Annotated in this window: 10 protein-coding genes; 6 read left to right on the top strand and 4 right to left on the bottom strand. The window is 71.9% G+C overall.

Features of this window, described 5'->3' with window-relative positions; genetic code table 11:
- Positions 1-5 precede the first annotated feature (5 nt).
- Positions 6-527, bottom strand: a complete 522-nt coding sequence (locus AABA78_RS04255; protein ID WP_338261747.1) for a GNAT family N-acetyltransferase — start codon at positions 525-527, stop codon at positions 6-8.
- 201 nt (positions 528-728) lie between these two features.
- On the opposite strand from AABA78_RS04255, the gene AABA78_RS04250 reads away from it, so the two are divergent.
- Together AABA78_RS04250 and AABA78_RS04245 are read left to right on the top strand one after the other, a co-directional pair.
- Positions 729-1580: a hypothetical protein gene (locus AABA78_RS04250; protein ID WP_338261746.1), complete on the top strand. Its 852-nt coding sequence runs from the start codon at positions 729-731 to the stop codon at positions 1578-1580.
- A gap of 96 nt (positions 1581-1676) precedes the next feature.
- Positions 1677-2270, top strand: a complete 594-nt coding sequence (locus AABA78_RS04245; RefSeq protein WP_171421255.1) for a hypothetical protein — start codon at positions 1677-1679, stop codon at positions 2268-2270.
- Between the two features lie 5 nt (positions 2271-2275).
- Here AABA78_RS04245 and AABA78_RS04240 read toward each other — a convergent pair whose 3' ends face one another.
- Positions 2276-2752 carry a DUF6321 domain-containing protein gene (locus AABA78_RS04240; protein WP_338261745.1) on the bottom strand — a complete coding sequence of 159 codons (477 nt, stop codon included), beginning with the start codon at positions 2750-2752 and terminating at the stop codon, positions 2276-2278.
- Positions 2753-2845: 93 nt separating this feature from the next.
- On the bottom strand, positions 2846-4366 hold the full coding sequence (locus AABA78_RS04235) for a S41 family peptidase (RefSeq protein ID WP_338261744.1): 1521 nt from the start codon (positions 4364-4366) through the stop codon (positions 2846-2848).
- A 28-nt stretch (positions 4367-4394) separates the two neighbouring features.
- On the opposite strand from AABA78_RS04235, the gene AABA78_RS04230 reads away from it, so the two are divergent.
- From AABA78_RS04230 to AABA78_RS04215, 4 genes are all read left to right on the top strand, one after another.
- Positions 4395-6431, top strand: coding sequence for a carbon starvation CstA family protein (locus AABA78_RS04230; protein WP_338261743.1), 2037 nt, complete (start codon positions 4395-4397; stop codon positions 6429-6431).
- Between the two features lie 5 nt (positions 6432-6436).
- Positions 6437-6628, top strand: coding sequence for a YbdD/YjiX family protein (locus AABA78_RS04225; RefSeq protein WP_171420473.1), 192 nt, complete (start codon positions 6437-6439; stop codon positions 6626-6628).
- 86 nt (positions 6629-6714) lie between these two features.
- On the top strand, positions 6715-8136 hold the full coding sequence (locus AABA78_RS04220; protein ID WP_338261742.1) for an RICIN domain-containing protein: 1422 nt from the start codon (positions 6715-6717) through the stop codon (positions 8134-8136).
- A 74-nt stretch (positions 8137-8210) separates the two neighbouring features.
- The gene (locus tag AABA78_RS04215; RefSeq protein ID WP_338261741.1) at positions 8211-9548 is read left to right on the top strand and encodes a hypothetical protein; all 1338 of its coding nucleotides are present in this window, start codon (positions 8211-8213) and stop codon (positions 9546-9548) included.
- Positions 9549-9554: 6 nt separating this feature from the next.
- On the opposite strand, the gene AABA78_RS04210 is transcribed toward AABA78_RS04215, so the two are convergent.
- A complete protein-coding gene (locus tag AABA78_RS04210) occupies positions 9555-23009 on the bottom strand; it encodes a non-ribosomal peptide synthetase (RefSeq protein WP_338261740.1) in 13455 nt (4484 codons plus the stop codon).
- Between the last annotated feature and the right edge of the window lie 8 nt (positions 23010-23017).

Here is a 23017-nt window from a genome sequence, read left to right as displayed (position 1 = left end):
CGTGCTCACCTGACGCCGGTTCCGGAGTCGCCCTCCGGAGCCCGCCACTCAAGCTCCAGGTACGGCGACGTCGCGTCACCTCCCGGCACGGGCGTGAAGCCGTGCCGGGTGTAGAGCCGCAGCGCCGGGTTGTCGCGCGTGACGTGCAGCCGCACGGGCACGCGCGCTCGCGCCGCCTCCGCCTGGATCCCCTTCAAGAGCTGCGTGCCCAGGCCGCGTCCCCGGTGCGAGGCAAGCAGGGCCATGTCCACCAGCAGCACCTCCTCTGGCGTGTGCACCCGCCACTGGCGGCCCACGGGGACGCCTTCCACTTCGATGAGGTCATGGCCCTCCGAGGGGTACTTCGCCGCGTGGTGCCGGGCCTGGGCCTGGTACTGCATGCGTAGGAACAGCTCCGCTTGCGCGGGCGGCAAGCCCCAGGCGGCCAGCTCCTGATCGCGCGTGCTCGCATAGAGCGTGAAGAGGAACGCATCGTCTTCAGGTGTGACGGGGCGCAGGCGTGGCGCGAAGGGCGGGGGCGTCGTCACGGTGGGTCCTTCCGCGTTGCGTGAGGGGCCACAGGCCAGGACGCCCCTCATGGGCCCTGGACCATATCCGTCACGCTTCCCCGGCCGCTCCCCCACCTGCCCGGTCCTGATGCGATGCGTTGCCGTGCGGCCTCGCAACTCCCGGCGGCTTTCCGCGATAATCCCAGTCAAAGCAGCACTTGTTTTCTGGGGAGAGAAGCCATGGGGGTTGACGGAATTGGCCGCGGCGGCGCACGCCCGGTGGTGAGCACGGATGCTTCGCAGAACGCACGGCCGGTGGTGAGCCCCCGTCCGCAGACGAACGCGAACCCGGTCGGTGATTTCTTCAAGGACTCCTTCGACAAGGCCAAGAGCACCGGCGGCGTCATTGGCGGCATCATCGGTGGCGTGCTGGGCGGCCCGGTGGGCGGCATCATCGGCGGCCAGGTGGGCGGCGCCATCAGCGACGCCATCCAGGCCTCCAAGGACGCGGCGAAGCTGAAGGAGACGAAGGACGTCCTGAAGAACTCGCCCACGGGCGCGGCGGCCGTGAAGTACATGGAGGACCACAACATCCCGGTGGAGTTCGCCGACGGTGGTGGCTCCTACTGGGACGGCAACAAGATCGTCATCGACCGCAGCCAGGATCCGCAGGAAGCGGCCCTGACGCTGGTGCATGAGATCAACCACGCGAAGGCGACCATCGACGGTCCCCGCGCGGATGTGCAGAACCAGACGCGCGACGACTACGTGAGCACGCTCCTCAACGAGGAGACGCGCGGCACGGTGGACAGCATCCGGGCGAAGAACGAGCTGGTCGCCGCCGGCGACAACGTCACCGCCACCTTCCCGCTGGAGGCCGAGTACAACGCCGCCTCCAAGAAGGCCATCGACGAGGCGAAGGCGAAGGACCCGTCGCTCACCGAAACGCAACTGCGTGAAATCGGCGACAAGGCGGGATACGATGCGGTCCTCAACGGCTTCAAGACGGGCGCGGTGGTGACCAGCACCAACGGTCAGAACTACCCCGACTACTACGGCCAGGGCTGGGACGCGGCGCACCCGTCACGCTAAATGCATCGTGTCCTCGTCGCAGCCTTGTGGGTGATGGCCACCACGCACTGTGACACGGCCCGGCCCGCGAAGGCCGGGACCCAGGAGGAACCGAAGGTGAATGCGGACGCCGAGACGTTGCAGCGCATCGAGCGGGTGGACCCGGTGCACGCCGGGACCATCCAGCAGAACCTGGCGGCGACGGCCTTCACGCGCCAGCCGCTGGGCTTCTACCAGCGCTTCCAGCTGGTGACGGTGGACGTGCGGTTGCCGCACCGGGCGCTGCGCTTCAAGTACGCGGACGACGGCAAGGTCGCGGTCAACCTCACGCCGGCCACCGCCGAGGCCATCTACAAGCTCAACCAGGACGAGGCGCTGAGCCTGGAGGCCGCGGAGGTCCCGGCCTACCTGCGCTTCTTCGTGGAGAACACCGAGGGCGGCAAGCGCCGGCTGGTGGAGCGCGCGGAGGACGTGCAGTGGCTGCCCGCCACGAACACGGACGCGGCGCTCGGCGCGCGCAAGGCGGAGGCCGTCGCGAAGCTGCACCCCGTGAAGGTCTCCGAAGGCGCGGAGGGCTTCCAGGCGTCCGCGCTGGTGCTCGTGGGCAACCAGCTGCTCGCGTGTGACTTCACCGTGCGCAAGGGCGGCAAGGTGCAGCTCGTGAATCAGCAGGTGGCGGCGGAGTCGCTGCCCGTGCCCGCCGTCCGCTGAGCCGCTCAGGCCTTCTTCGTGCGCTTGCGCGTCGCGGTCTTCCTCGCGGTGGCGGGCGCACGCTTCTTCGCCGTCGCACGGCGGGCCGCCACGGCGGTCCGCGTCTTCTTCGCACCGGAGCGCCTGGCGGCGGGCTTCGCGCGCTCCTGCGTCGCGTGGTAGCGCTCCAGCAGCTTCGTGCCCTTGGCGGCCAGCCGCTTCGCTCCGGCGGTGTCCTTGGGCACGGGTTCGCCCCAGGCGCGGGCGGACAGGGCCAGGCGCGTGGGCTCCCCCTTGTCGTTCACCATGGGCCCGCGCGGGTGGGTGAAGTGGCGGCGCAGGAAGCTGCCCTTGCGGCGCAGCTTCTCCGGCGTGTCCGCCTTGCCCTTCACGCCGGGCTTGAGGTTCGCGCCCTCCTTCTCGTGGAACCACTCGCGGCCCGCCGCCGTGAGGCCCCCCTTCGGATCCTTCAGGCGCTGACGGGTCGGGGAACGGGTCGGCATCGCGCGTGCTCCTCTCGGACTGGGGTGGAGGCTTCCGAAGGAGAGGTAGGTCGTCCCGGTCGCGTTGGCACGGGGTGACAGGCCGCCTGCTCCCTACGGGGTGGGCTTCTCCTCCGGAGGCAGCAGCGAGTCCGCCAGCGCACGGATGGCGCGCGCGTGGGCATTCCACGGGGCCTTGTCGCCTCCGAAGACGTCCAGCGGGCGCTGGGGAGGAAGTCCCCGCGCTTCGAAGTCCTGGCCCTTCGTGTCCGTGTAGTGCTCGTTCGACAGGTGGACCGTCCACCCGTTGGGCAGCGGCTTGACGAGCATGTCGGAGAACGCGCCCCGCGTGGCCGTGCCCACCTGGACGACGTTCGGCAGCGCGCGCAGGGCCAGCGTGAGGACCTCGCCCGCGCTGACCGTGACGTCGCTCGTCACCACCTGGACGGGGCCGTGGAAGGACGGACGCGGCGTGGGCTGGAGGGTGAACACCTGGGGCGGGACGTCCTTCGCGCCCGTCGCCCACTTGGCGTACGCGCGCCGGGGTTGATCCGTGAAGCGCTCCGCGAGGGCGCGAGCGACGGCGTCATGGCCGCCCCGGTTGTTGCTCACGTCCAGGATGAGCACGTCCGCGGTGCTGAAGGCCGTCAGCGCTTCATCCAGCACCGGCTCCAGCGCGGCCAGCTCCTGGGCCAGGGTGGGCGTCTGCCCTTCCGCCCCGGCGACGAAGCCGCCCATCGTCAGCACGTTGAGGTAGGCGACGCGAGGCGCGGCGAAGCCCCAGAGGACGCGCTGGTTCGCTCCGACGTGCCCTTCGCCGCGCAGCACGGTCTGGAGGATGCCGTCGCGGTACGCGCGCATCCACTCGCGCTGCACCTCCCGCTCGGGCCGCCCCGTCGCCAGGGCCGCCTGCTCCAGCATCGCGAACGTGCCCGTGGGGCGCGCCTTGTACGTCAACGTGTCGGAGGCCGCGTCGTCCGCGACCAGCTCCACGTGCGCGTCGTTCAGCGACCGCAGCGCGTCCGCGAAGAGGGTGAACAGCGCGCGGCCGTCCATGTCCTGCGTCACCCGCGAGCGCTGTGCATCCAGCCGGGCCAGCCAGTCCGGGTCGCGCTGGGGGAAGGAGGCGTAGTGCTCCGCGAAGGTCGCGCGGAACACATCGAACAGCTCCAGCGCGCTCCATGCGCGCTGCACGTCGCAGTCCGCGGGCAGGGTGGCCAGCCGGTCGAAGCGGTAGCGCGTCTCCCCCGGCGCGGAGAGGAAGTCCCGGACGTTCGCGGAGGGCCCCGGCTCCTGAATGCTGAACAGCTCCTGGAGCTCCGCCGTCGTCGACGGATCCGGATAGCACCCCGCCGCCGTCTCGTGGTGCAGCCGCATCCCCTCCGGCGTCACCGTGAGCAGCCAGCCATAGCCGCGAGAGCGCCACACGCCGTATCCGCCCGACGCGAGGTCCTTCGACGTGGCGCGCGGCGCGGCACATGCGGCGAGCAGGCCCACGAGGACGAGGGAGATGACCTTGCCGCGACTTCCTCCACCACCAGACACCCCGGCGCGAGCAGGGCGGGGGGAGGCGGAGCGTGCGCTATAAACCCCGCGCGGGGTGGGGGTGGCCTGCCCGCCGACGGGAGACATCATGGGTGGAGTCGCTCGGAAGTTGGGGTGGGTGGCCTTGGCCCTGGCGGGGGCCTTCAGCCTGGGCGTGGTGGCGCTGCACCGGGGGGAGTCCATCAGCGCCATCTGGCTCGTGGTCGCCTCGGTCGCGGTGTTCATGCTGGGATATCGTTTCTACGGCCGGTTCATTGCCGAAAAAGCGCTCCAACTGGACCCCTCGCGCGCCACCCCCGCCGAGCGCCGCAACGACGGTCTGGACTACGTGCCCACGGACCGGTGGGTCGTGTTCGGCCACCACTTCGCGGCCATCGCGGGCGCGGGCCCGCTGGTGGGGCCGGTGCTGGCGGCGCAGATGGGCTACCTGCCCGGAACGCTGTGGATCCTCGCGGGCGTGGTCGTGGCCGGAGCGGTGCAGGACTTCGTGACGCTGTTCCTGTCCGTCCGCCGCGACGGCAAGTCGCTGGGCGACATGGTGCGCATGGAGCTGGGGCCCGCGGCGGGCGTGACGGCGATGGTGGGCGTGCTGATGATCATGATGATCATCCTCGCGGTGCTGGCGCTGGTGGTGGTGAAGGCGCTGACGCACAGCCCGTGGGGCACCTTCACCGTGGCGATGACCATCCCCATCGCGGTGATGATGGGCCTGTACCTGCGCTACGTGCGCCCCGGCAAGGTGCTGGAGGTGTCCATCGTCGGCTTCGTCCTGCTGATGCTCAGCATCTGGCTGGGCGGTCAGGTGTCCGAGTCCGCCGCCTGGGGCCCCTGGTTCACCTTCGACAGCCGCACGCTGGCGTGGCTGCTCATCGGCTACGGGTTCTGCGCGGCGGTGCTGCCGGTGTGGCTCCTGCTCGCGCCGCGCGACTACCTGTCCACGTTCCTGAAGATCGGCACCGTGCTGCTGCTGGCGGTGGGCATCGTGCTGGCGGCGCCGCACATGAAGATGCCGGCGGTGACGAGGTTCGTGGATGGCTCCGGGCCGGTGTTCTCCGGCAGCCTGTTCCCGTTCCTCTTCATCACCATCGCGTGCGGCGCGGTGTCCGGGTGGCACTCTCTCATCGCGTCCGGCACCACGCCGAAGATGCTGGCCACGGAGGGCGACGCGCGGCTCGTGGGCTACGGCGCCATGCTGATGGAGGCCTTCGTGGCCATCATGGCGCTCATCGCCGCGTCGGTGCTGGAGCCCGGCGTCTACTTCGCGATGAACTCGCCCGCGGCGCTCATCGGCACCAGCGCGACGCAGGCCGCGACGACGCTCAGCCAGTGGGGCTTCGTCATCACCCCGGAGGTGCTGGAGCAGACGGCGCGCGACATCGGTGAGACCACCATCCTGTCGCGCGCGGGCGGTGCGCCGACCCTGGCGGTGGGCATGGCGCAGATCCTCCACGGCCTGGTGTCCGGGAAGGGGATGATGGCGTTCTGGTACCACTACGCCATCCTCTTCGAGGCCCTCTTCATCCTCACCACCGTGGACGCCGGCACGCGCGTGGGGCGCTTCATGATCCAGGAGCTGGCGGGCCTGGTGTACGCGCCGCTCAAGCGCACGGAGTCCTGGGGCGCCAACCTGCTGGCCACCGCGCTGTGCGTGGCCGCCTGGGGCTACTTCCTCTACCAGGGCGTGGTGGATCCGCTGGGCGGCATCAACACGCTGTGGCCGCTGTTCGGCATCGCCAACCAGATGCTCGCCGCGGTGGCGCTGACGCTGGGCTGCGTGGCGCTGGTGAAGATGAAGCGCGAGCGCTACGTGTGGGTGCCCGGCATCCCCGCCGCGTGGCTGGTGCTGTGCACCCTCACCGCCGGCTTCCAGAAGGCGTTCGGCGGCGACGTGCGCGTGAGCTTCGTGGCCCACGCGCGGGCCTTCTCCCAGGCGATCGCCGAAGGGCGCGTCATCGCCCCCGCGAAGTCCGTGGAGGAGATGGAGGCCATCATCCGCAACGACTACCTGGATGCCGCCCTCACCGTGTTCTTCATGGTGGTCGTGGTGGCGACGGTGCTCTTCGGCGTGCGCGCCGCGCTCCAAGCCTGGCGCTCGCCGGTGGCCACCTCGCTGGAGACGCCCTACGTGGCCGCGGCCCTCCCGGTGAAGCCGTGAGGCTCATGCACGCGCTCCAGCACGGCTGGCGCCAGGCCGTACGCACCGCGCGCTCGATGATTGGCGTGCCCGACTACGACACCTACGTCGCCCACATGCGCCGTCACCACCCGGACCGCGCGGTGATGACCTATGCGGAGTTTTTCAACGACCGCCTCGAAGCCCGCTACCGCGCCGGAGGCGGCCGGTGCTGCTGAGATGATGAGTCGTTGAGTCTTCCAGACAAAACTGCTTAGTGGGTTTTACGGGTCAAGCCCGTTCAACCCCTTCGCAGGAGTCTGCCGTGTCTCGTACCTCGACGCCGTTCCGGACGTGGGCGCTGGGCGCCGTGTTTCTCGCATCGCTGGGAGGCTGCTCGGGCCCCGAGGACGTGGCTGGCGCCGGGGAGCCCGTGGGGCAGGTGGAGTCCGCCGCGCTGTCGACGCGCGTGGTGGGCTATCTGCCGACGTGGGCGGGGGACGTGAACACGCTGCAGTACTCGAAGCTCTCGCACATCAACTACGCGTTCGCGCTGCCCACGGCGTCCGGTGGGCTCACGGGGGTGAGCAGCGGGGACGCGCGGCTGCGCTCGCTGGTGACGCTGGCGCACGCGCAGGGTGTGAAGGTGCTCATCGCCGTGGGCGGCTGGAACGACGGCAACGACAGCGGCTTCGAACAGATGGCCGCGAACGCGAGCGCGCGCACGGCGTTCGTGAACAACGTGGTGAACTTCGTCAACGCGGCCGGGCTGGACGGCGTGGACATCGACTGGGAGTACCCGGACCCCGGCACGTCGGGGAGCAACTACGCGCTACTGATGAACCAGCTGGGCACCGCGATGCACAGCCGGGGCAAGCTGCTCACGGCGGCGGTGGTGGCGAACGGCTACACGGGCGGCGGCGTGCCGGCGTCGGTGTTCAACGACGTCGATTTCCTCAACATCATGGCGTACGACGGCGGGCAGCCGCATTCGACGTATGACCTGGCGGTCCAGTCGCTGAGCTACTGGAAGGGGCGCGGGCTGCCGGCGTCCAAGGCGGTGCTGGGCGTGCCGTTCTATGGCCGCTCGCCGTCGAGCTACGTGGGCTACTCGGAGCTCGTCGCTCGCGACCCGCAGGCGCCCTACAAGGACAACGTGGGGGACGTCTATTACAACGGCATCGCGACCATCCAGGCGAAGACGCAGCTGGGCAAGCAGAACGGCGGCGTGATGATCTGGGAGCTGTCCCAGGACACGTCCGGGAGCACGTCGCTGCTCAACGCCATCTACTCCGTGGCGCAGGGCACGGGCGGCGGCACGGGGGCGTACCGGCTGGTGAACAAGGCCTCCGGGCGCTGCGTGGACATCAGCGGCCCCAGCACGGCGGACGGCGCCATCATCCACCAGTGGGCCTGCCACACGGGCGCGAGCCAGCAGTGGTCCATGGAGGCGACGGACAGCGGCTACTACCGCTTCGTGTCGCGCTACAGCGGCAAGGCGCTGGACGTGAAGGACGTGAGCACCGCGGACGGCGCGGGGCTCCAGCAGTGGTCCTACGGCGGCGGGAGCAACCAGCAGTTCAAGCCCGTGGCCCTGGGCAACGGCTATCACCGGCTGGAGGCTCGCCACAGCGGCAAGGTGCTGGACGTGACGGGCTGCCAGCAGGGCAGCGGTGACGGCACGCTGCTCCAGCAGTGGACCTGGTCCAACAACGACTGCCAGCAGTTCCGGCTGGAAGCGCTGTAGTGGGTGCTGTGGCGGGGCCGGTGGAGCGCCGGCCCCGTCGCTCACCGGGCGCGGATGGTATACGGGCGCCCTCGATGGCTGACTCCTCCTCTCCGTGGTCGCGTCTGCTGCGTCGTCCCATCGACCTGGGATGGGAGCGGCTGCGCGCCCCGTATGCGACGGCGCTGGGGGTGTGCTTCGCGGTGCTGGCGCTGCGCTCCCACGCGCGGCTCGTCCAGGCCCACCTCTGGGCGGAGGATGGGACGGTGTTCCTGGCGGACGTGCTCGCGCATGGCGTTGGCGCCACGTTCATGCCCTACGCGGGCTATCTGCATGTCGTTCCCCGGCTGCTGGCCTGGGGCCTGTCGCTGCTGCCCATCGAGGCGTTCGCGCTGGGGCTGGCGTGGCTCACGCTGGGAATCGACGCGGCGGTGTTCGCGCTCATCGCGCGGGTCCGCTGCCGCTGGCTGGTGCCCCATGACGGGGTCCGGATCCTCGCCGCCGTGGCGCTCTGTTTCCTGCCGGGAACCTGGGAGGTGATGGGCAACCTGGCCAACCTCCACTCCGTCCTCTTCTACGGGGTCATGCTGGTGGCGCTTCAGGACCTGGAGCGCCCGCTGGGCCCCGCCGACGGCGCGGTGCTGCTCGCGGCGGCTTCGAGCGCGGGCGAGGGCGTGTTGCTGGCGCCGGTCTTCCTGCTGCGGGGCGTGATGCGGTGGCGCGCCGGTCAGCCCCCGCGCGCGGTGCTGGGCGAGGGCGCGGCGGCGGTGGCGCTGACCGTGCTGGCGGGGGTGAACATGGTGCTCTTCCGCCAGTCGGGCATGGCCGCTTCCGACTTCGCCGCCTGGCCGCTCCCGCGCATGGCCGTGCACCTCTGGAACACCTTCAACGTCCGCTACGTGTTGCACCCGGTGCTGGGCGACGGCGGGACGCTGTCGTACTTCCGCAGGCCGCTCGGGGTCCAGGTCGCGGTGGCGGGTGGGCTTGTCGCCGTGCTCGTGATGGGACTTCGCCGGGTGCCCGCGCGGCAGCGGGCGTTGCTGCTGGCCGCGTGCGCGTGCGTCTTCCTGTTGATTCCGCTCACCTGGTACGTGCGCTCCGGGGCCGCCGGCTACCCCACGTTCGGCGCGTTCCGGGACCCGGGTGTGGTGGAGGACCGCTACATGCTGTTCGCGCTCCCGGCGGGGCTCGTCCTCTGGGTGGCGGCGCTGGCGCGGTTCCGCCCCGTCTTCGCCGCGGGCCTTTGCGTGTGCGTGGTGGTGCTGGCCCTCCCCCGGTGGACCTTCGAGCCGTGGGGGCCCGAGCGCGACTGGGCCCGGACCGCCCACCTCATCCGCGAGGCGCGCGTTCCGCCGGGCGCGGAGGCGGCCGTGCCCATCAATCCCACCGGGTGGTGGATCCGGGTGCGTGGCGCCTCGCACCCGGCGCCGTGACCGCTGTCAGGCCGGGCCCTGGGCCTTCGCAAGCGCATCGCGCAGCTTCGCGGCCAGCACCTGGAGGTGCGGGGGCTTCAGGAACGAGTAGTGGTCCCCGGGCACCGTGTGCGCGTCCAGCCCGCCGGGCGCGTAGGGGGCCCAGCCGTGGTCCCAGCGCGAGTCCTCCGCTTCGAAAAGGGTGAAGGGCCCGCTGGCCGGGGGCGGTTCGTAGACCCAGGCGGCGTGCAGGTGGACCTCGAACGCGTGGCGCATCTCGCGCAGCGGTTGCTCCGCCGCGAACAGGGGCTGGCTGGCGGCTTCCAGGGCCTCCATCCACTGCTCGGGTGAGAGCCCGTCGTTCGCGGGCAGCGGCTGGCCGGAGGCGCGCAGCAGGTCCTCCAGGAACAGCGCGCTCAGCCGCGCCTTCGTGTCCGCGTCGTCGGGGTTGCCCGAGTGCAGGCTCGCGGAGGTGTCCAGCAGCGCGAGCAGCGCGACCTGTTCACCTTCGCTCCGCAGTTGGTGGGCCATCTCCCACGCGATGCTTCCGCCCATGGACCAGCCGCCGAGCAGGTAGGGGCCATGGGGTTGGACCTCGCGAACCGCGCGCACGTAGAGGGCCGCCATCTCCGGGATGGACTCACAGGGCGGCTCCGCGCCGTCCAGGCCACGGGCCTGGAGTCCGTGGAAGGGCTGCTCCGGTCCCAGGGCACGGGCCAGCTCCGCGTAGGGCGCGACGTTGCCTCCCACCGCGTGGACGCAGAAGAAGGGACGGACACCCTGCTCGCCCTCCTGGAGCGTGACGAGGGGCGACCAGCGTGCGCCGCCGTCCCGGAGCAGGCCCGCCAGGTGCTCCACGGTGGGGTTCTGGAAGAGCGCCGCCACGGGCAGCGGACGGCCCAGCCTGGCGCGAATGGCGGACTGCAACCGCAACGTCAGCAGCGAGTGCCCGCCCAGCTCGAAGAAGTTGTCGTGCACGCCGATGGGATGCACGCCCAGCACCTCCTCCCAGATGCGCACGAGCTGTAGCTCCAGCGGCGTCCGGGGACCGACCAGGGCTCGCGTGGACTCGCGGCCTCCTTCCGGGGCGGGCAGCGCCTTGCGGTTCACCTTGCCCGACGGCGTCAGGGGGAACTTCTCCATCGCGACCCAGCGCGCGGGCACCATGTATTCAGGCAGCCGCTGCTGGAGGAAGCCGCGCAGCGCGCTGACGTCGGGCGACTTGCCGACGGCGCCCACCACCCAGGCCACCAGCCGCTTCTGGCCGCTCCCGTCGTCTCGCGCGTCGACGATGCAGTCCCGCACCGACGGGTGCTGCGCCAGCGCCGCTTCGATTTCTCCCAGCTCGATGCGGAAGCCGCGCACCTTCACCTGCGCGTCGCGCCGGCCGAGGAACTCCAGCGAGCCGTCCGGCAGGTACCGGGCCCAGTCGCCCGTGCGGTACAGCCGGCCTCCTGGCGTGGGGCTGGAGGGGTCGGGGATGAAGCGGTCGGCGGTGAGGCCGGGCTGATCCAGGTAGCCGCGGCAGACCTGGACGCCGCCCACGTACAGCTCGCCCGTCACGCCCCGGGGCACCGGGCGCAGGTGCGCGTCCAGCACGTGGACGGGCACGTTGCTCAAGGGGCTTCCAATGGAGGGCAGGTCCGGCCACGCCGCCGGGTCTCCCCTCAGCGACAGCGACGTCACCGCGTGGGCTTCGGACGGTCCGTAGTGGTTGTGCAGCACGGCGCCCGTACGCTTCATGAAGCGGCGGAGCGCGGGCGTCATGCGCAGCTGCTCGCCCGCGACCATGATCTCCCGGACGCGCGTGGGGAAGGTGCCCTCGCGCTCGGCCACCTCCGCTAGGTTCTGGAGCGCGACGAAGGGCATGAAGAACCGCTCGATGCCCGCGCCCTCCAGCAGCGCGAGGAGCTGGCTTGCGTCGCGGCGGACCTCGTCGGTGAGCAGCACCAGCTCACCGCCCGCGGCCCAGGTCGCGAACAGCTCCTGGAAGGACACGTCGAAGCTCAGCGCGGAGAACTGGAGCGTGCGCGCCATCGGAGCCACCGAGTCCCCCACCTGCCAGTGGAGCAGGTTCACCAGCGCCTCGTGGTGCATCGCGATGCCCTTGGGCGTGCCGGTGGAGCCGGAGGTGAAGATGACGTAGGTGAGCGCCTGCGCGTTGCCCAGCGGGGTGGGACGCGCGTCGGCTTCGCGGGCGAGGACGTCCGCCTGCGTGTCGAGCTCCAGCGGCAGCGCGGAGCCGCCATCCAGGACGCCGCGCAGCGCCCGCGACGTGAGCAGCACCGCCGCGCCTGAAGCCTGGAGCATCGCGGCGAGCCGCTCCGGCGGATAGGCCGGATCCAGCGGCACGTAGGCGCCCCCGGCCTTGAGCGTTCCCAGCACCGCCACGGCCAGCTCCAGCGAGCGGTGCAGATGGATGCCCACGCGGACATCGGTGCGCACGCCGTGCCGGCGCAGGTGGTGCGCGAGCTGGTTCGAGCGTCGCTCCAGCTCTCCGTAGGTGAGCGTCTGCGCTCCGAAGCGCACCGCGATCGCGTCGGGTGTGCGCGTGGCCGTGGCCTCGAAGAAGGCGTGGACACTGGAGACGGCGGGGTAGGGCACGGAGCGGAGCGTCCACTGCGCGAGCTGTCGTTGCTCCGCGTCGGTGAGCAGGGGCAGCGTGGCCAGCGGGGCGTCCGGTGCCGCGAGCGCACTTTCGAGGAGCTGTGCGTAGTGATCCGCGAAGCGCGCGACCGTGTCCTCGTCGAAGAGGGCGGTGTTGTACTCCCAGGCGCTCGACCAGCCTTCGGGCGACTCACGCACGAAGAGGGTGAGGTCGAACTTGGCCATGCCGGGCTCGAAGGTGAGCGCGCGCACGGAGACGCCGGGCAGCTCCCAGGGCGCACCCGCGTTCTGGAAGACGAACATCACCTGGAACAGCGGCGAGCGGCTCAGGTCCCGCGAGGGGACGAGCGCGTCGACGAGCTGCTCGAAGGGCATGTCCTGGTGGGCGTAGGCGCCGAGGCAGGCCTCGCGCACGCGGCCCAGCAGGGAGCGGAAGTTCTCCGCGCCGGAGGCGTCCACGCGCAGGGCGAGGGTGTTGGTGAAGAAGCCGATGAGGTTCTCCACCTCGCGACGGCCGCGCCCGGCGATGGGCGTGCCGATGACGAGGTCCTCCTGGCCGCTGTGGCGGGCGAGCAGCGCGTGGAAGCCCGCGAGCAGCAGCATGAAGGGCGTGACGCCCGCATCACGGGCCAGCGACTGGATGGCGGCCGGGAGAGAAGCGGGCAGCGGACGTGAGAGCTGAAGGCCCTTGAAGGACTGCACAGGCGGACGCGGCCTGTCCGTGGGCAGGTCCAGCGTGGGAGGTGCGCCCTCCAGGTGTTGCTTCCACCACGCGCGTTGCTCCTCCAGCGCGGCTCCCTGCATCACCTGACGCTGCCAGGTGGCGAAGTCCGGGTACTGCACGGGGAGCCGGGGCAGGGCGGGGGCTTCGTGCCGCAGGCTCGAGGCGTAGAGGGCCTTGAGCTCACGCACCAGGATGTCGATGGACCAGAAGTCACAGACGATGTGGTGCATGACCAGCAGCAGTGCGTGCCGCTGCGGCGCGGTGCGTACCAGCGTGGCGCGCACGAGGGGCCCATGCTCCATGTCGAAGGGCTTGCGCACCTCCGCTTCCGCGCGCTGGCGGAGCGCTTCGTCCGAGCCCTCCTCGAACGTGAGCGTCAGGGGCTGGTGCTCACGGACGTGCTGCACGGGCTGGCCGTGCGCTTCGGTGAAGGTGGTGCGTAGGGCTTCGTGGCACTGGACGAGCGCGTCCAACGCGGCCTCCAGCGCGCGGGCCTCCAGCGGCCCCTCCAGCTGGAAGAAGAAGGGCACGTTGTACGCGTAGCCTTCCGGATCCAACCGCGCGAGGAACCACAGCCGCTGCTGTGCGAAGGACAGCGGCAGGGGCTGCTCGCGCGACACCTCGATGATGGGCGGCGTCGGCGTCCCCTGGCCTCCCTTCTTCAAGGCCTCCAGGCGCTCGGCGAAGCGGGCCACGGTGGGCGCTTCGAAGAGCAGGCGCACCGGGACGTCCTGCTGGAGCACGTCCCGCAGTCGCGACACCACGCGCGTGGCCAGGAGCGAGTGGCCTCCCAGTTCGAAGAAGTTGTCGTGCGCGCCCACGCGGCTCACGCGCAAGAGGGGTGCCCAGAGCTCCGCGACCAGGGCCTCCCAGCCCTCGCGTGGCGCGACGTAGGTGCCCTTGCTCCCGCCCGCGTCCGGTGCGGGCAGGGCCTTGCGGTCCACCTTCCCCGAGGGCGTGAGTGGCAGCCGGTCCAGCTTCACGATGGCGGAGGGCACCATGTGTCCCGGCAGCCTCGCGACGAGACCTGCGCGCAGCGCGACCGGTTCCGCCTCCGCGCCCACGACGTAGGCCACCAGCCGCTTGTCTCCAGGGACGTCCTCGCGCACGACGACGACCGCGTCCGTGACCCCGTCGGAGTCCTTGAGGGCGGTCTCGATCTCTCCCGGCTCGATGCGGAAGCCGCGCAGCTTCACCTGCGAATCGTTCCGGCCCAGGAAGTCGAGCACACCGTTGGCGCGCCACCGCGCGCGGTCTCCCGTCCGATACAGCCGTGCTCCCGGTGTGGTGCTGAACGGATGCGGGACGAAGCGCTCCGCCGTCAGGTCCGGCCGGTGCAAGTAGCCCCACGCCAGGCCGTCACCGCCCACGTACAGCTCGCCCGCGACGCCCACGGGCGCCGGGGCTCCCAGCGCGTCCAGCACGTAGGCCTGCGAGTTGGCGATGGGATGGCCGATGGAAATGGGGGCTGTCGCGTCACCGGGCACGGTCAGCCGGTACGCGGTGGAGATGGTCGTGTTCTCCGTGGGGCCGTAGGCGTTGACGATGACCTGACCCTCGTCCAGCAGCCTGCGCGCGGCCACGGGGGACATCACGTCTCCGCCCGTGATGAGCTGCCGCATCCTCGCGAGCGCCTGGGGCTGCGCCATCGCCATCTGCTCCAGGAGGGCGGTGGTGAGGAAGAGGGTGGTGATGCCGCGCGCCTCCAGCGTCCGGGCCAGCTCCTCCAGCGAGGGCGGATGCGGACCGAAGACCACCAGCTTCGCGCCGTGGACCAGGGCGCCCCACAGCTCCAGCGTGGCGGCGTCGAACGACGTGGGCGCGAGCTGGAGGAAGACCTCCTCCGGCCCCAGCCGCGCGTAGTCCACGCCGGTCACCAGGCGCACCACGCCCCGGTGCGGGATGCAGACGCCCTTGGGCCGGCCGGTGCTGCCGGACGTGTACATGACGTACGCGAGCGCCTCCGCGGGGATCTCCACGTGGGGCGGGGCCACCGGGGCGTGGGCCCAGTCCCGTCCCTCCGCGTCGAGCAGCACCGTCCGCGCCGATGTGCGGGGCAGCGACTCCACCAGCTTCGGCTGCACCAGCACGACGAGGACCTGGGCGTCGCGCATCATGAAGTCCAGGCGCTCGGCCGGGTAGGACGGATCCAGCGGGACGTAGGCGCCCCCGGCCTTGAGGATGGCCAGCGTGGCCACCACCAGCTCCACCGAGCGGCCCGTGCACAGGCCCACGCGGCTGCCCAGGCCCACGCCCATTCCTCGCAGGTGGTGCGCCAGTTGGTTGGCGCGGGCATCCAGCTCCGCGTACGTCAGCTGGCTGCCTTCGAACTCCATCGCGATGGCCTGGGGCGCGCGCGCCACCTGCTCCTCGAAGAGGGAGGGCAGGGACGCGTCGCGCGGGTAGTCGGAGCCGGTGTCGTTCCAGGTCCCCAGCAGTTGCTGACGCTCCTCCTCGGAGAGCAGCGGGATGCGGGCGATGGGCCGCTCGGGCTCCGCGATGGCGGACTCCAGCAGGCGCGTGTAGTGGTCCGCGAAGCGCGCGACCGTGTCCTCTTCGAAGAGGGCGGTGTTGTATTCCCAGACGCTCACCCAGCCTTCGGGCGACTCGCGCACGAAGAGGGTGAGGTCGAACTTGGCCATGCCGGGCTCGAAGGTGAGCGCGCGCACGGAGACACCGGGCAGCTCCCAGGGAGCGCCTGCGTTCTGGAAGACGAACATCACCTGGAACAGCGGCGAGCGGCTCAGGTCCCGGGAGGGGACGAGCGCGTCGACGAGCTGCTCGAAGGGCATGTCCTGGTGGGCGTAGGCACCGAGGCAGGCCTCGCGCACGCGGCCCAGCAGGGTGCGGAAGTTCTCCGCGCCGGAGGCGTCCACGCGCAGGGCGAGGGTGTTGGTGAAGAAGCCGATGAGGTTCTCCACCTCGCGACGGCCGCGCCCGGCGATGGGCGTGCCGATGACGAGATCCTCCTGGCCGCTGTGGCGGGCGAGCAGCGCGTGGAAGCCCGCGAGCAGCAGCATGAAGGGCGTGACGCCCGCATCGCGCGCCAGCGACTGGATGGCGGCCGGGAGAGAAGCGGGCAGCGGACGCGAGAGCTGAAGGCCCTTGAAGGACTGCACGGGCGGACGCGGCCTGTCCGTGGGCAGGTCCAGCGCGGGAGGAGCGCCCTCCAGGTGCCCCTTCCACCACGCGCGCTGCGCCTCCAGGGCCTCGCCGTGCAGCCAGTCGCGCTGCCAGATGGCGAAGTCCGGGTACTGCACGGGGAGCTGGGGCAGGGCGGGGGCTTCGTGCCGCAGGCTCGAGGCGTAGAGGGCCTTGAGTTCGCGCACCAGGATGTCGATGGACCAGAAGTCACAGACGATGTGGTGCATCACCAGCAGCAGCGCGTGCCGCTGCGGCGCGGTGCGTACCAGCGTGGCGCGCACGAGGGGCCCGTGCTCCAGGTCGAAGGGCTTGCGCACCTCCGCCTCCGCGCGTTGGCGGAGCGCTTCGTCCGAGCCTTCCTCGAACGTGAGCGTCAGGGGCTGGTGCTCGCGGACGTGCTGCACGGGCTGGCCGTGCGCTTCGGAGAAGGTGGTGCGCAGGGCCTCGTGGCGCTGGACGAGCGCGTCCAACGCGGCCTCCAGCGCGCGGGCCTCCAGCGGCCCCTCCAGCTGGAAGAAGAAGGGCACGTTGTACGCGTAGCCTCCCGGATCCAACCGCGTGAGGAACCACAGCCGCTGCTGCGCGTAGGAGAGGGGCACTGCTCCGTCGTGCGGAACGTGCACCAGGGGCGGCGGCTTCGGGCCCGCGTCTCCCTGCTTCAGGGCCTCCAGGCGCTCGGCGAAGCGGGCCACCGTGGGCGCTTCGAAGAGCAGGCGCAGGGGCACGTCCTGATGGAGCACGTCCCGCAGGCGCGACACCACGCGCGTGGCCAGGAGCGAGTGGCCTCCCAGGTCGAAGAAGTTGTCGTGCGCGCCCACTCGGCTCACCTTCAAGAGGGGCGCCCACAGCTCCGCGACCAGGGCCTCCCAGCCCTCCTTGGGGGCCACGAAGTCGTCGCCTCGCGTGGGCTCGGGGGCGGGCAGGGACCGGCGGTCCAGCTTGCCCACGGGCGTCAGCGGCAGCCGCTCCAGCTTCACGAACGCGGAGGGCACCATGTGCCCCGGCAGCTTCGCGGCGAGGCTGGCGCGCAGGGCGCCCGGCTCCGCTTCCTTGCCCACGACATACGCCACCAGCCGCTTGTCGCCGGGCGCGTCCTCGCGCACGACCACGGCCGCGTCCTCCACGCCGGGCAGGCCGCGCACGGCGACCTCCACCTCGCCCGGTTCGATGCGGAAGCCGCGCAGCTTCACCTGCGTGTCGCTCCGCCCCAGGAACGCGAGCAGCCCGTCCGGCCGCCACCGCGCCAGGTCGCCGGTGCGGTACAGCCGCTCTCCCGGCGTGGTGCTGAACGGGTGCGGCACGAAGCGCTCCGCCGTCAGCGCGGGCTCGTTCAGATAGCCCCACGCCAGCCCGTCGCCGCCCACGTGCAGCTCGCCCGCCACGCCCACCGGCGGCGGCTCCGGCCGCGCGTCGAGCACGTACGCCTGCGTGTGTCCGATGGGACGGCCGATGGGCACGGGATGGACCGCGTCACGCGCCGTCTTCAGCTCGAAGGAGGTGGAGAACGTCGTGTTCTCCGTGGGGCCGTAGACGTTGATGAGCTCGCGGCCCGTCTCCAGCATGCGCCGCGCCGCCACCGGGGACATCACGTCCCCGCCCGTCATCACCTGCCGCACGCCCGCGAGCGCGCGGGGCTGTGCCAGCACCATCTGCTCGAACAGCGCGGTGGTGAGGAACAGCGCGCTGATGCCCTCGCGCTCCAGCGTGGCACCCAGCTCCTCCAGCGAGGGCTGATGCGCCGGGAAGACGACCAGCTTCGCGCCGTGGAGCAGGGCGCCCCACAGCTCCAGGGTCGCGGCGTCGAAGGAGATGGGCGCGAGCTGGAGGAAGACCTCCTCCGGCCCGAACCGCGCGTAGGACGTGCCCGTCACCAGCCGCACCACGCCCCGGTGCGGGATGCACACGCCCTTGGGCCGGCCGGTGCTGCCGGACGTGTACATGACGTAGGCCAGGGCCTCGGGGGGCACGGTGAGGCGCGGGGCCTGCGTGGACTCCTTCGCGAACGCACTCCACGACGGCTCCAGCACCACCACCCGCGCCTCCACCGCCGGAAGCTTCGACTCCTGGCCCGGCTGCACGAGCAGCACCGGCAGCCGCGTGTCCCGGACCATGAAGAGGAGGCGCTCGGTCGGGTAGGAGGGATCCAGCGGGACGTAGGCGCCTCCGGCCTTGAGGATGGCCAGCGTGGCCACCACCATCTCCAGCGAGCGGCCCGTGCACAGGCCCACCAGGGTGCCCAGGCCCACGCCCAGGCCGCGCAGGTGGTGCGCGAGCTGGTTGGCGCGGGCGTCCAGCTCCGCGTACGTCAGGTGGCTGCCTTCGAACGCCACCGCGATGGCGTGCGGCGTGCGCGCGGCCTGCGCCTCGACGAGGGCGGACAACGAGGCGTCGCGCGGATAGGCGGCGCGGGTGTCGTTCCAGTCCACCAGCAGCCGGTGGCGCTCCTCCTCGGAGAGCAGCGGGATGCGGGAGAGGGGCTGCTCCAGCCTGGAGACGGCGGCCTCCAGCAGGCGCGTGTAGTGCGCGGCCATGCGCGCCACCGTCGCCTCCTCGAAGAGGGCGGTGTTGTACTCCCAGAGGAAGCCCAGGCCGTCCTGGGCCTCCTGCGCGAAGAGGGTGAGGTCGAACTTCGACATCCCCGTCTCCACGTCCAGCGGCTCCACGGCCAGCTCCGGCAGGGCCTTCGCCGGGGCGCCTCCGGCGTTCTGGAGGACGAACATCACCTGGAACAGCGGCGCGCGGCGGGTGTCCCGCTCGGGCTGGAGCGCGTTCACCAGCTGCTCGAAGGGCAGATCCTGGTGGGCGAAGGCCTCCAGCGTGACGTCGCGCGCGAGCCCCACGAGGTCGCGGAAGGTCGCGTCCCGGGGCGCGGTGATGCGCAGGGGCACCGTGTTGATGAAGAAGCCGACGAGCCCCTCCAGCTCCTGGCGCTGACGGCCCGCGAGCGGCGCTCCGATGACGACGTCGTCCTGGCCGCTGTAGCGGGAGAGCAGGGCGTGGAAGCCCGCCAGCAGCATCATGAAGGGCGTCACGCCGTGACGCTGACCCAGCGCCTCCACGGCTCGTGACAGCGCGGGCGAGGCCTTCCAGGCCAGGTGCGCGCCCTCGAAGGTCTGCACCGCCGGACGCGGCAGGTCCGTGGGCAGCATCAGCGCGGGCGGCGCGTCCTGGAGCCGGGCCTTCCACCACCCGAGCCGCGCGTCCATGCCCGAGCCCACCCAGGCCAGGCGCTGCCAGCGCGCGTAGTCCGCGGGCTGGAGGGACAGCGCGGGCAGCCGCGCCTCGGCCCCGCCCGTCTCCTCGCGGTAGAGCGCCGTCAGCTCGCGCTCCATCACGCCCAGCGACCAGCCGTCGCAGATGATGTGGTGCAGCGTGACGAGCAGGGCATGGTCCCCGTCTCCCACGCGCACCAGCGTTGCTCGCAGCAGGGGGCCCTCGGCGAGGTCGAAGGGGCGGCGCACCTCCTCCTCGGCCCGGCGCGTGAGCGCTCGCGGCGAGGACACCTGCTCGCGGCGCAAGGGCACGTCCAGCGCCATCGCGATGCGCTGCACCGGCTGGCCCTCGTGCTCCACGAACGTCGTGCGCAGGGCTTCGTGGCGCTGGACCAGGCGCTGGAGGCTGCGCTCCAGCGCGCCCGGGTCCAGGGGGCCCGTCCAGCGCGTGAACCAGGGCAGGTTGTAGGAGAACCCTTCCGGATCCATCCGGGTGAGGAACCACAGGCGCGCCTGCGCGAAGGACAGGGGCGGCGTCTCGCCATCCGACCGAGGCACGAGCGGCGGCTCCGCGTCCGGGCCGGCCTCCGGCTTCAGCGAAGCCAGGTGCTCCGCCAGCTCCTCCACGGTGGGGAAGGCGAACAGCGCGCGCACGGGCAGGTCCACCTGGAGCCGGTCGCGCAGCCGCGCCGTCACCTGCGTCGCCAGCAGGGAGTGGCCGCCCAGCTCGAAGAAGTGGTCCTGCGCGCCCACGCGCGGCAGGCCCAGCAGCGCGGCGAAGACGCCCGCCACCTCCGTCTCCAGCGGCGTGCGCGGGGCCACGAAGGCCCGGGCTCCTTCCGCGTCCTCGCCCGGCGCGGGCAGGGCGCGGCGGTCCAGCTTGCCGCTGGGGGTGAGGGGGAACGCGTCCAGCAGCACGAAGGCCGCGGGCACCATGTACTCGGGCAGCCGTTCGCGCAGCGCCGCCTTGAGCGCCCCGGCGTCCACGGCCGCCCCCGGCTGCGTCACCACGTAGGCCACCAGGTGCTTGCCCCGGGCCGCGTCCTCGCGGGCCACCACCGCCACGTCCTTCACGCCCGGCAGCCTCGCCACCGCCGCCTCCACCTCCGGCAGCTCGATGCGGTAGCCGCGCAGCTTCACCTGCGCGTCGCGCCGGCCCAGGAACTCCAGCGTGCCGTCCGGCAGGTACCTCGCGAAGTCACCGGTGCGGTACCTCCGCGCGCCCGGGTGAGGGCTCAGCGGATCCGGCACGAAGCGCTCCGCCGTCAGGTCCGGCCGGTGCAGGTAGCCTCGCGCCAGCCCCGCGCCGCCAATGAACAGCTCGCCCGCGACGCCCACCGGCACCGGCTCGCCGCGCGAGTCCAGCAGGTACGTGCGCGCGTTGGTGATGGTGCGGCCAATGGGCGGCAGGTCCGGCCACGCGTCCGGGTTGCCCTTCAGCACGTGGGCGGAGGCCGCGTGCGTCTCCGTGGGGCCGTAGTGGTTGTCCAGCACGCACCCGTCCAGCGCGTGGAGCAGCCTGCGCAGCGCGGGCGTCATCCGCAGCTGCTCGCCCGCGGTGTTGATCTCCTTGAGCGACGTGGGCACCAGGCCCTCCGCGTCCGCCACCTCCGCCAGGTGCTGGAGCGCCACGAAGGGCAGGAAGATGCGCTCGACGCCGTGGGCGCGCATCAGCGTGAGCAGGGCCCGGCCGTCGCGCCGCGTGTCCTCCGGCATGAGCACCAGCTCTCCGCCCGCGGCGAAGGTGGGCAGCATCTCCTGGAAGCACACGTCGAAGCTGAGCGCGGAGAACTGGAGCGTGCGCCCCCGGGGCGCGGCGGAGCGGCGCACCTGCCACTGGATGAGGTTGAGCAGCGGGCGGTGCGGCATGGCCACGCCCTTGGGCACGCCCGTGGAGCCGGACGTGAAGATGACGTAGGCCAGCGTGTCCGGGCCTCCCACGGGCGCGGGCGCCGTGTCGGGCGTGCCGGGGTCGTCCTCCAGGAACAGCCGCTCCACGCCGTCCTCCGGCAGGCCGGACGCCAGCGAGCGCCGGGTGACGAGCACCTTCGCGCGCGACGTCTGGAGCATCAGCGCCAGCCGCTCCGGCGGATAGGCCGGGTCCAACGGGCAGTAGGCCGCCCCCGACTTGAGGATGCCCAGCACGCCCACCGCCAGCTCCAGCGAGCGGTCCACGCACAGCCCCACCGCCGTGTCCGGCGCCACGCCGCGCGCCCTCAGCGCATGGGCCACGCGGTTCGCGCGGGCCTCCAGCTGCGCATACGTCAGGTGCGCGTCCCCGAAGCGCACCGCCACCGCGTCCGGGCTTTTGCGCACGCTGTCCTCGAAGAGGGCGTGCACCCCGGAGCGCACCGGCACCTCCGCGAAGGTGTCGTTCCAGTCCACCACCGCGCGCTCCCGCTCGCGCGCCGTCAGCAGGGGTAGCGCGGACACGGGGGACTCGGGCCGGGCGATGGCGCCCTCCAGCAGCCGCGCGTAGTGCGCGGCCATGCGGGCCACCGTCGCCTCGTCGAAGAGGTCCGCGTTGTACTCCCAGCGGGCCTCCATGCCGCCTGCGTCCTCGTAGAGGAAGAGGGTGACGTCGAAGCGCGCGACGCCGGGCTCGAAGTCCACCTCCGTCACGGTGAGGCCGGGCCACTTGAGCGCGGCCCACGGCGAGTGCACGTGCACGAACATCGCCTGGAACAGCGGCGAGCGGCTGGGGTCGCGCTGGGGCACCAGCAGGTCCACCAGCTGCTCGAAGGGCATGTCCGGGTGCGCGTACGCGCCCAGGCACACGTCGCGCACGCGGCCCAGCAGCGCGAGGAACGTCGGGTCACCGGACGCGTCCAGCCGCAGCGCCAGCGTGTTGGCGAAGAAGCCGATGAGCCGCTCCACCTCGCGACGGCCGCGCCCCGCCACGGGCGTGCCCACCACCAGGTCCTCCTGCCCGCTGTAGCGCAGCAGCAGCACCTGGAACGCCGCTAGCAGCGCCATGTACGGCGTGACGGCGGCCTTGCGGCTCAGCTCGCGGAGGCCCGTGGCCAGGGCCGGGGGCATGGGCAGGCGGTACACCGCGCCCCGGGACGTCTGGCGCGGCGGACGGGGCCGGTCCGTGGGGAGCTCCAGCGCGGGCGGCGCTCCCTCCAGCCGCTGCTTCCACCACGCGCGCTCGGCCTCCAGGACGTCGCCCGTGAGCGTCTGGCGCTGCCAGTGCGCGAAGTCCGCGTACTGCGCCGGCAGCTCCGGCAGCCGGGGCGCTTCGTTCCGCGTGAAGGCGGTGTAGAGCGCGCCCAGCTCGTTCGCCATCCACCCCAGCGACACCGCGTCGCAGACGATGTGGTGCGTGACGAAGAGCAGCGCGTGCTCGTCGGGTGAAAGGCGTGCCAGCGTGGTCCGCACCAGCGGGCCGCGCTCCAGGTCGAACGGCGTGCGGGCCTCGGCCTCCGCGCATTCGCGAAGGGCGCGCTCCCTCTCGGGCGCCTCCCCCTTCGTGGACAGGTCCACCGCGCGCAGGGGCACGTCCAGCGCAGGGGTGATGCGCTGCACCGGCTGGCCGTCCACGGTGGCGAAGGTGGTGCGCAGCGATTCATGCCGGGCCACGACGCCCTGGAGGGAGCGCTCCAGCGCGCCCGCGTCCAGCGCGCCCTTCAGCCGCACGAAGAAGTAGACGTTGTACGTGGCGCTCGTGCCCTCCAGCTGCGCCAGGAACCACAGGCGCTGCTGCATGAAGGACAGCGGGAGCGCCTGCGCCCTGGAAACGAGGGGCAGCGGGGCGCGCTTCTTCCCCGGCGTGGCCGGCGAGGAGGTCGTCATTCGGGAGG

It is taken from the genome of Corallococcus caeni, from assembly GCF_036245865.1.
In the GTDB taxonomy this organism is placed as follows: domain Bacteria; phylum Myxococcota; class Myxococcia; order Myxococcales; family Myxococcaceae; genus Corallococcus; species Corallococcus caeni.
This window is presented reverse-complemented; position numbering and strand designations above follow the sequence as displayed.

What these genes read in the sequence shown, in the direction of transcription:
- AABA78_RS04250 (WP_338261746.1), top strand. Translation starts at nt 729, where the DNA reads ATGGGGGTTGACGGAATTGGCCGCGGCGGCGCACGCCCGGTGGTGAGC.
- AABA78_RS04240 (WP_338261745.1), bottom strand. Translation starts at nt 2,752, where the DNA reads ATGCCGACCCGTTCCCCGACCCGTCAGCGCCTGAAGGATCCGAAGGGG.
- AABA78_RS04215 (WP_338261741.1), top strand. Translation starts at nt 8,211, where the DNA reads ATGGCTGACTCCTCCTCTCCGTGGTCGCGTCTGCTGCGTCGTCCCATC.
- AABA78_RS04225 (WP_171420473.1), top strand. Translation starts at nt 6,437, where the DNA reads ATGCACGCGCTCCAGCACGGCTGGCGCCAGGCCGTACGCACCGCGCGC.
- AABA78_RS04235 (WP_338261744.1), bottom strand. Translation starts at nt 4,366, where the DNA reads ATGATGTCTCCCGTCGGCGGGCAGGCCACCCCCACCCCGCGCGGGGTT.
- AABA78_RS04210 (WP_338261740.1), bottom strand. Translation starts at nt 23,009, where the DNA reads ATGACGACCTCCTCGCCGGCCACGCCGGGGAAGAAGCGCGCCCCGCTG.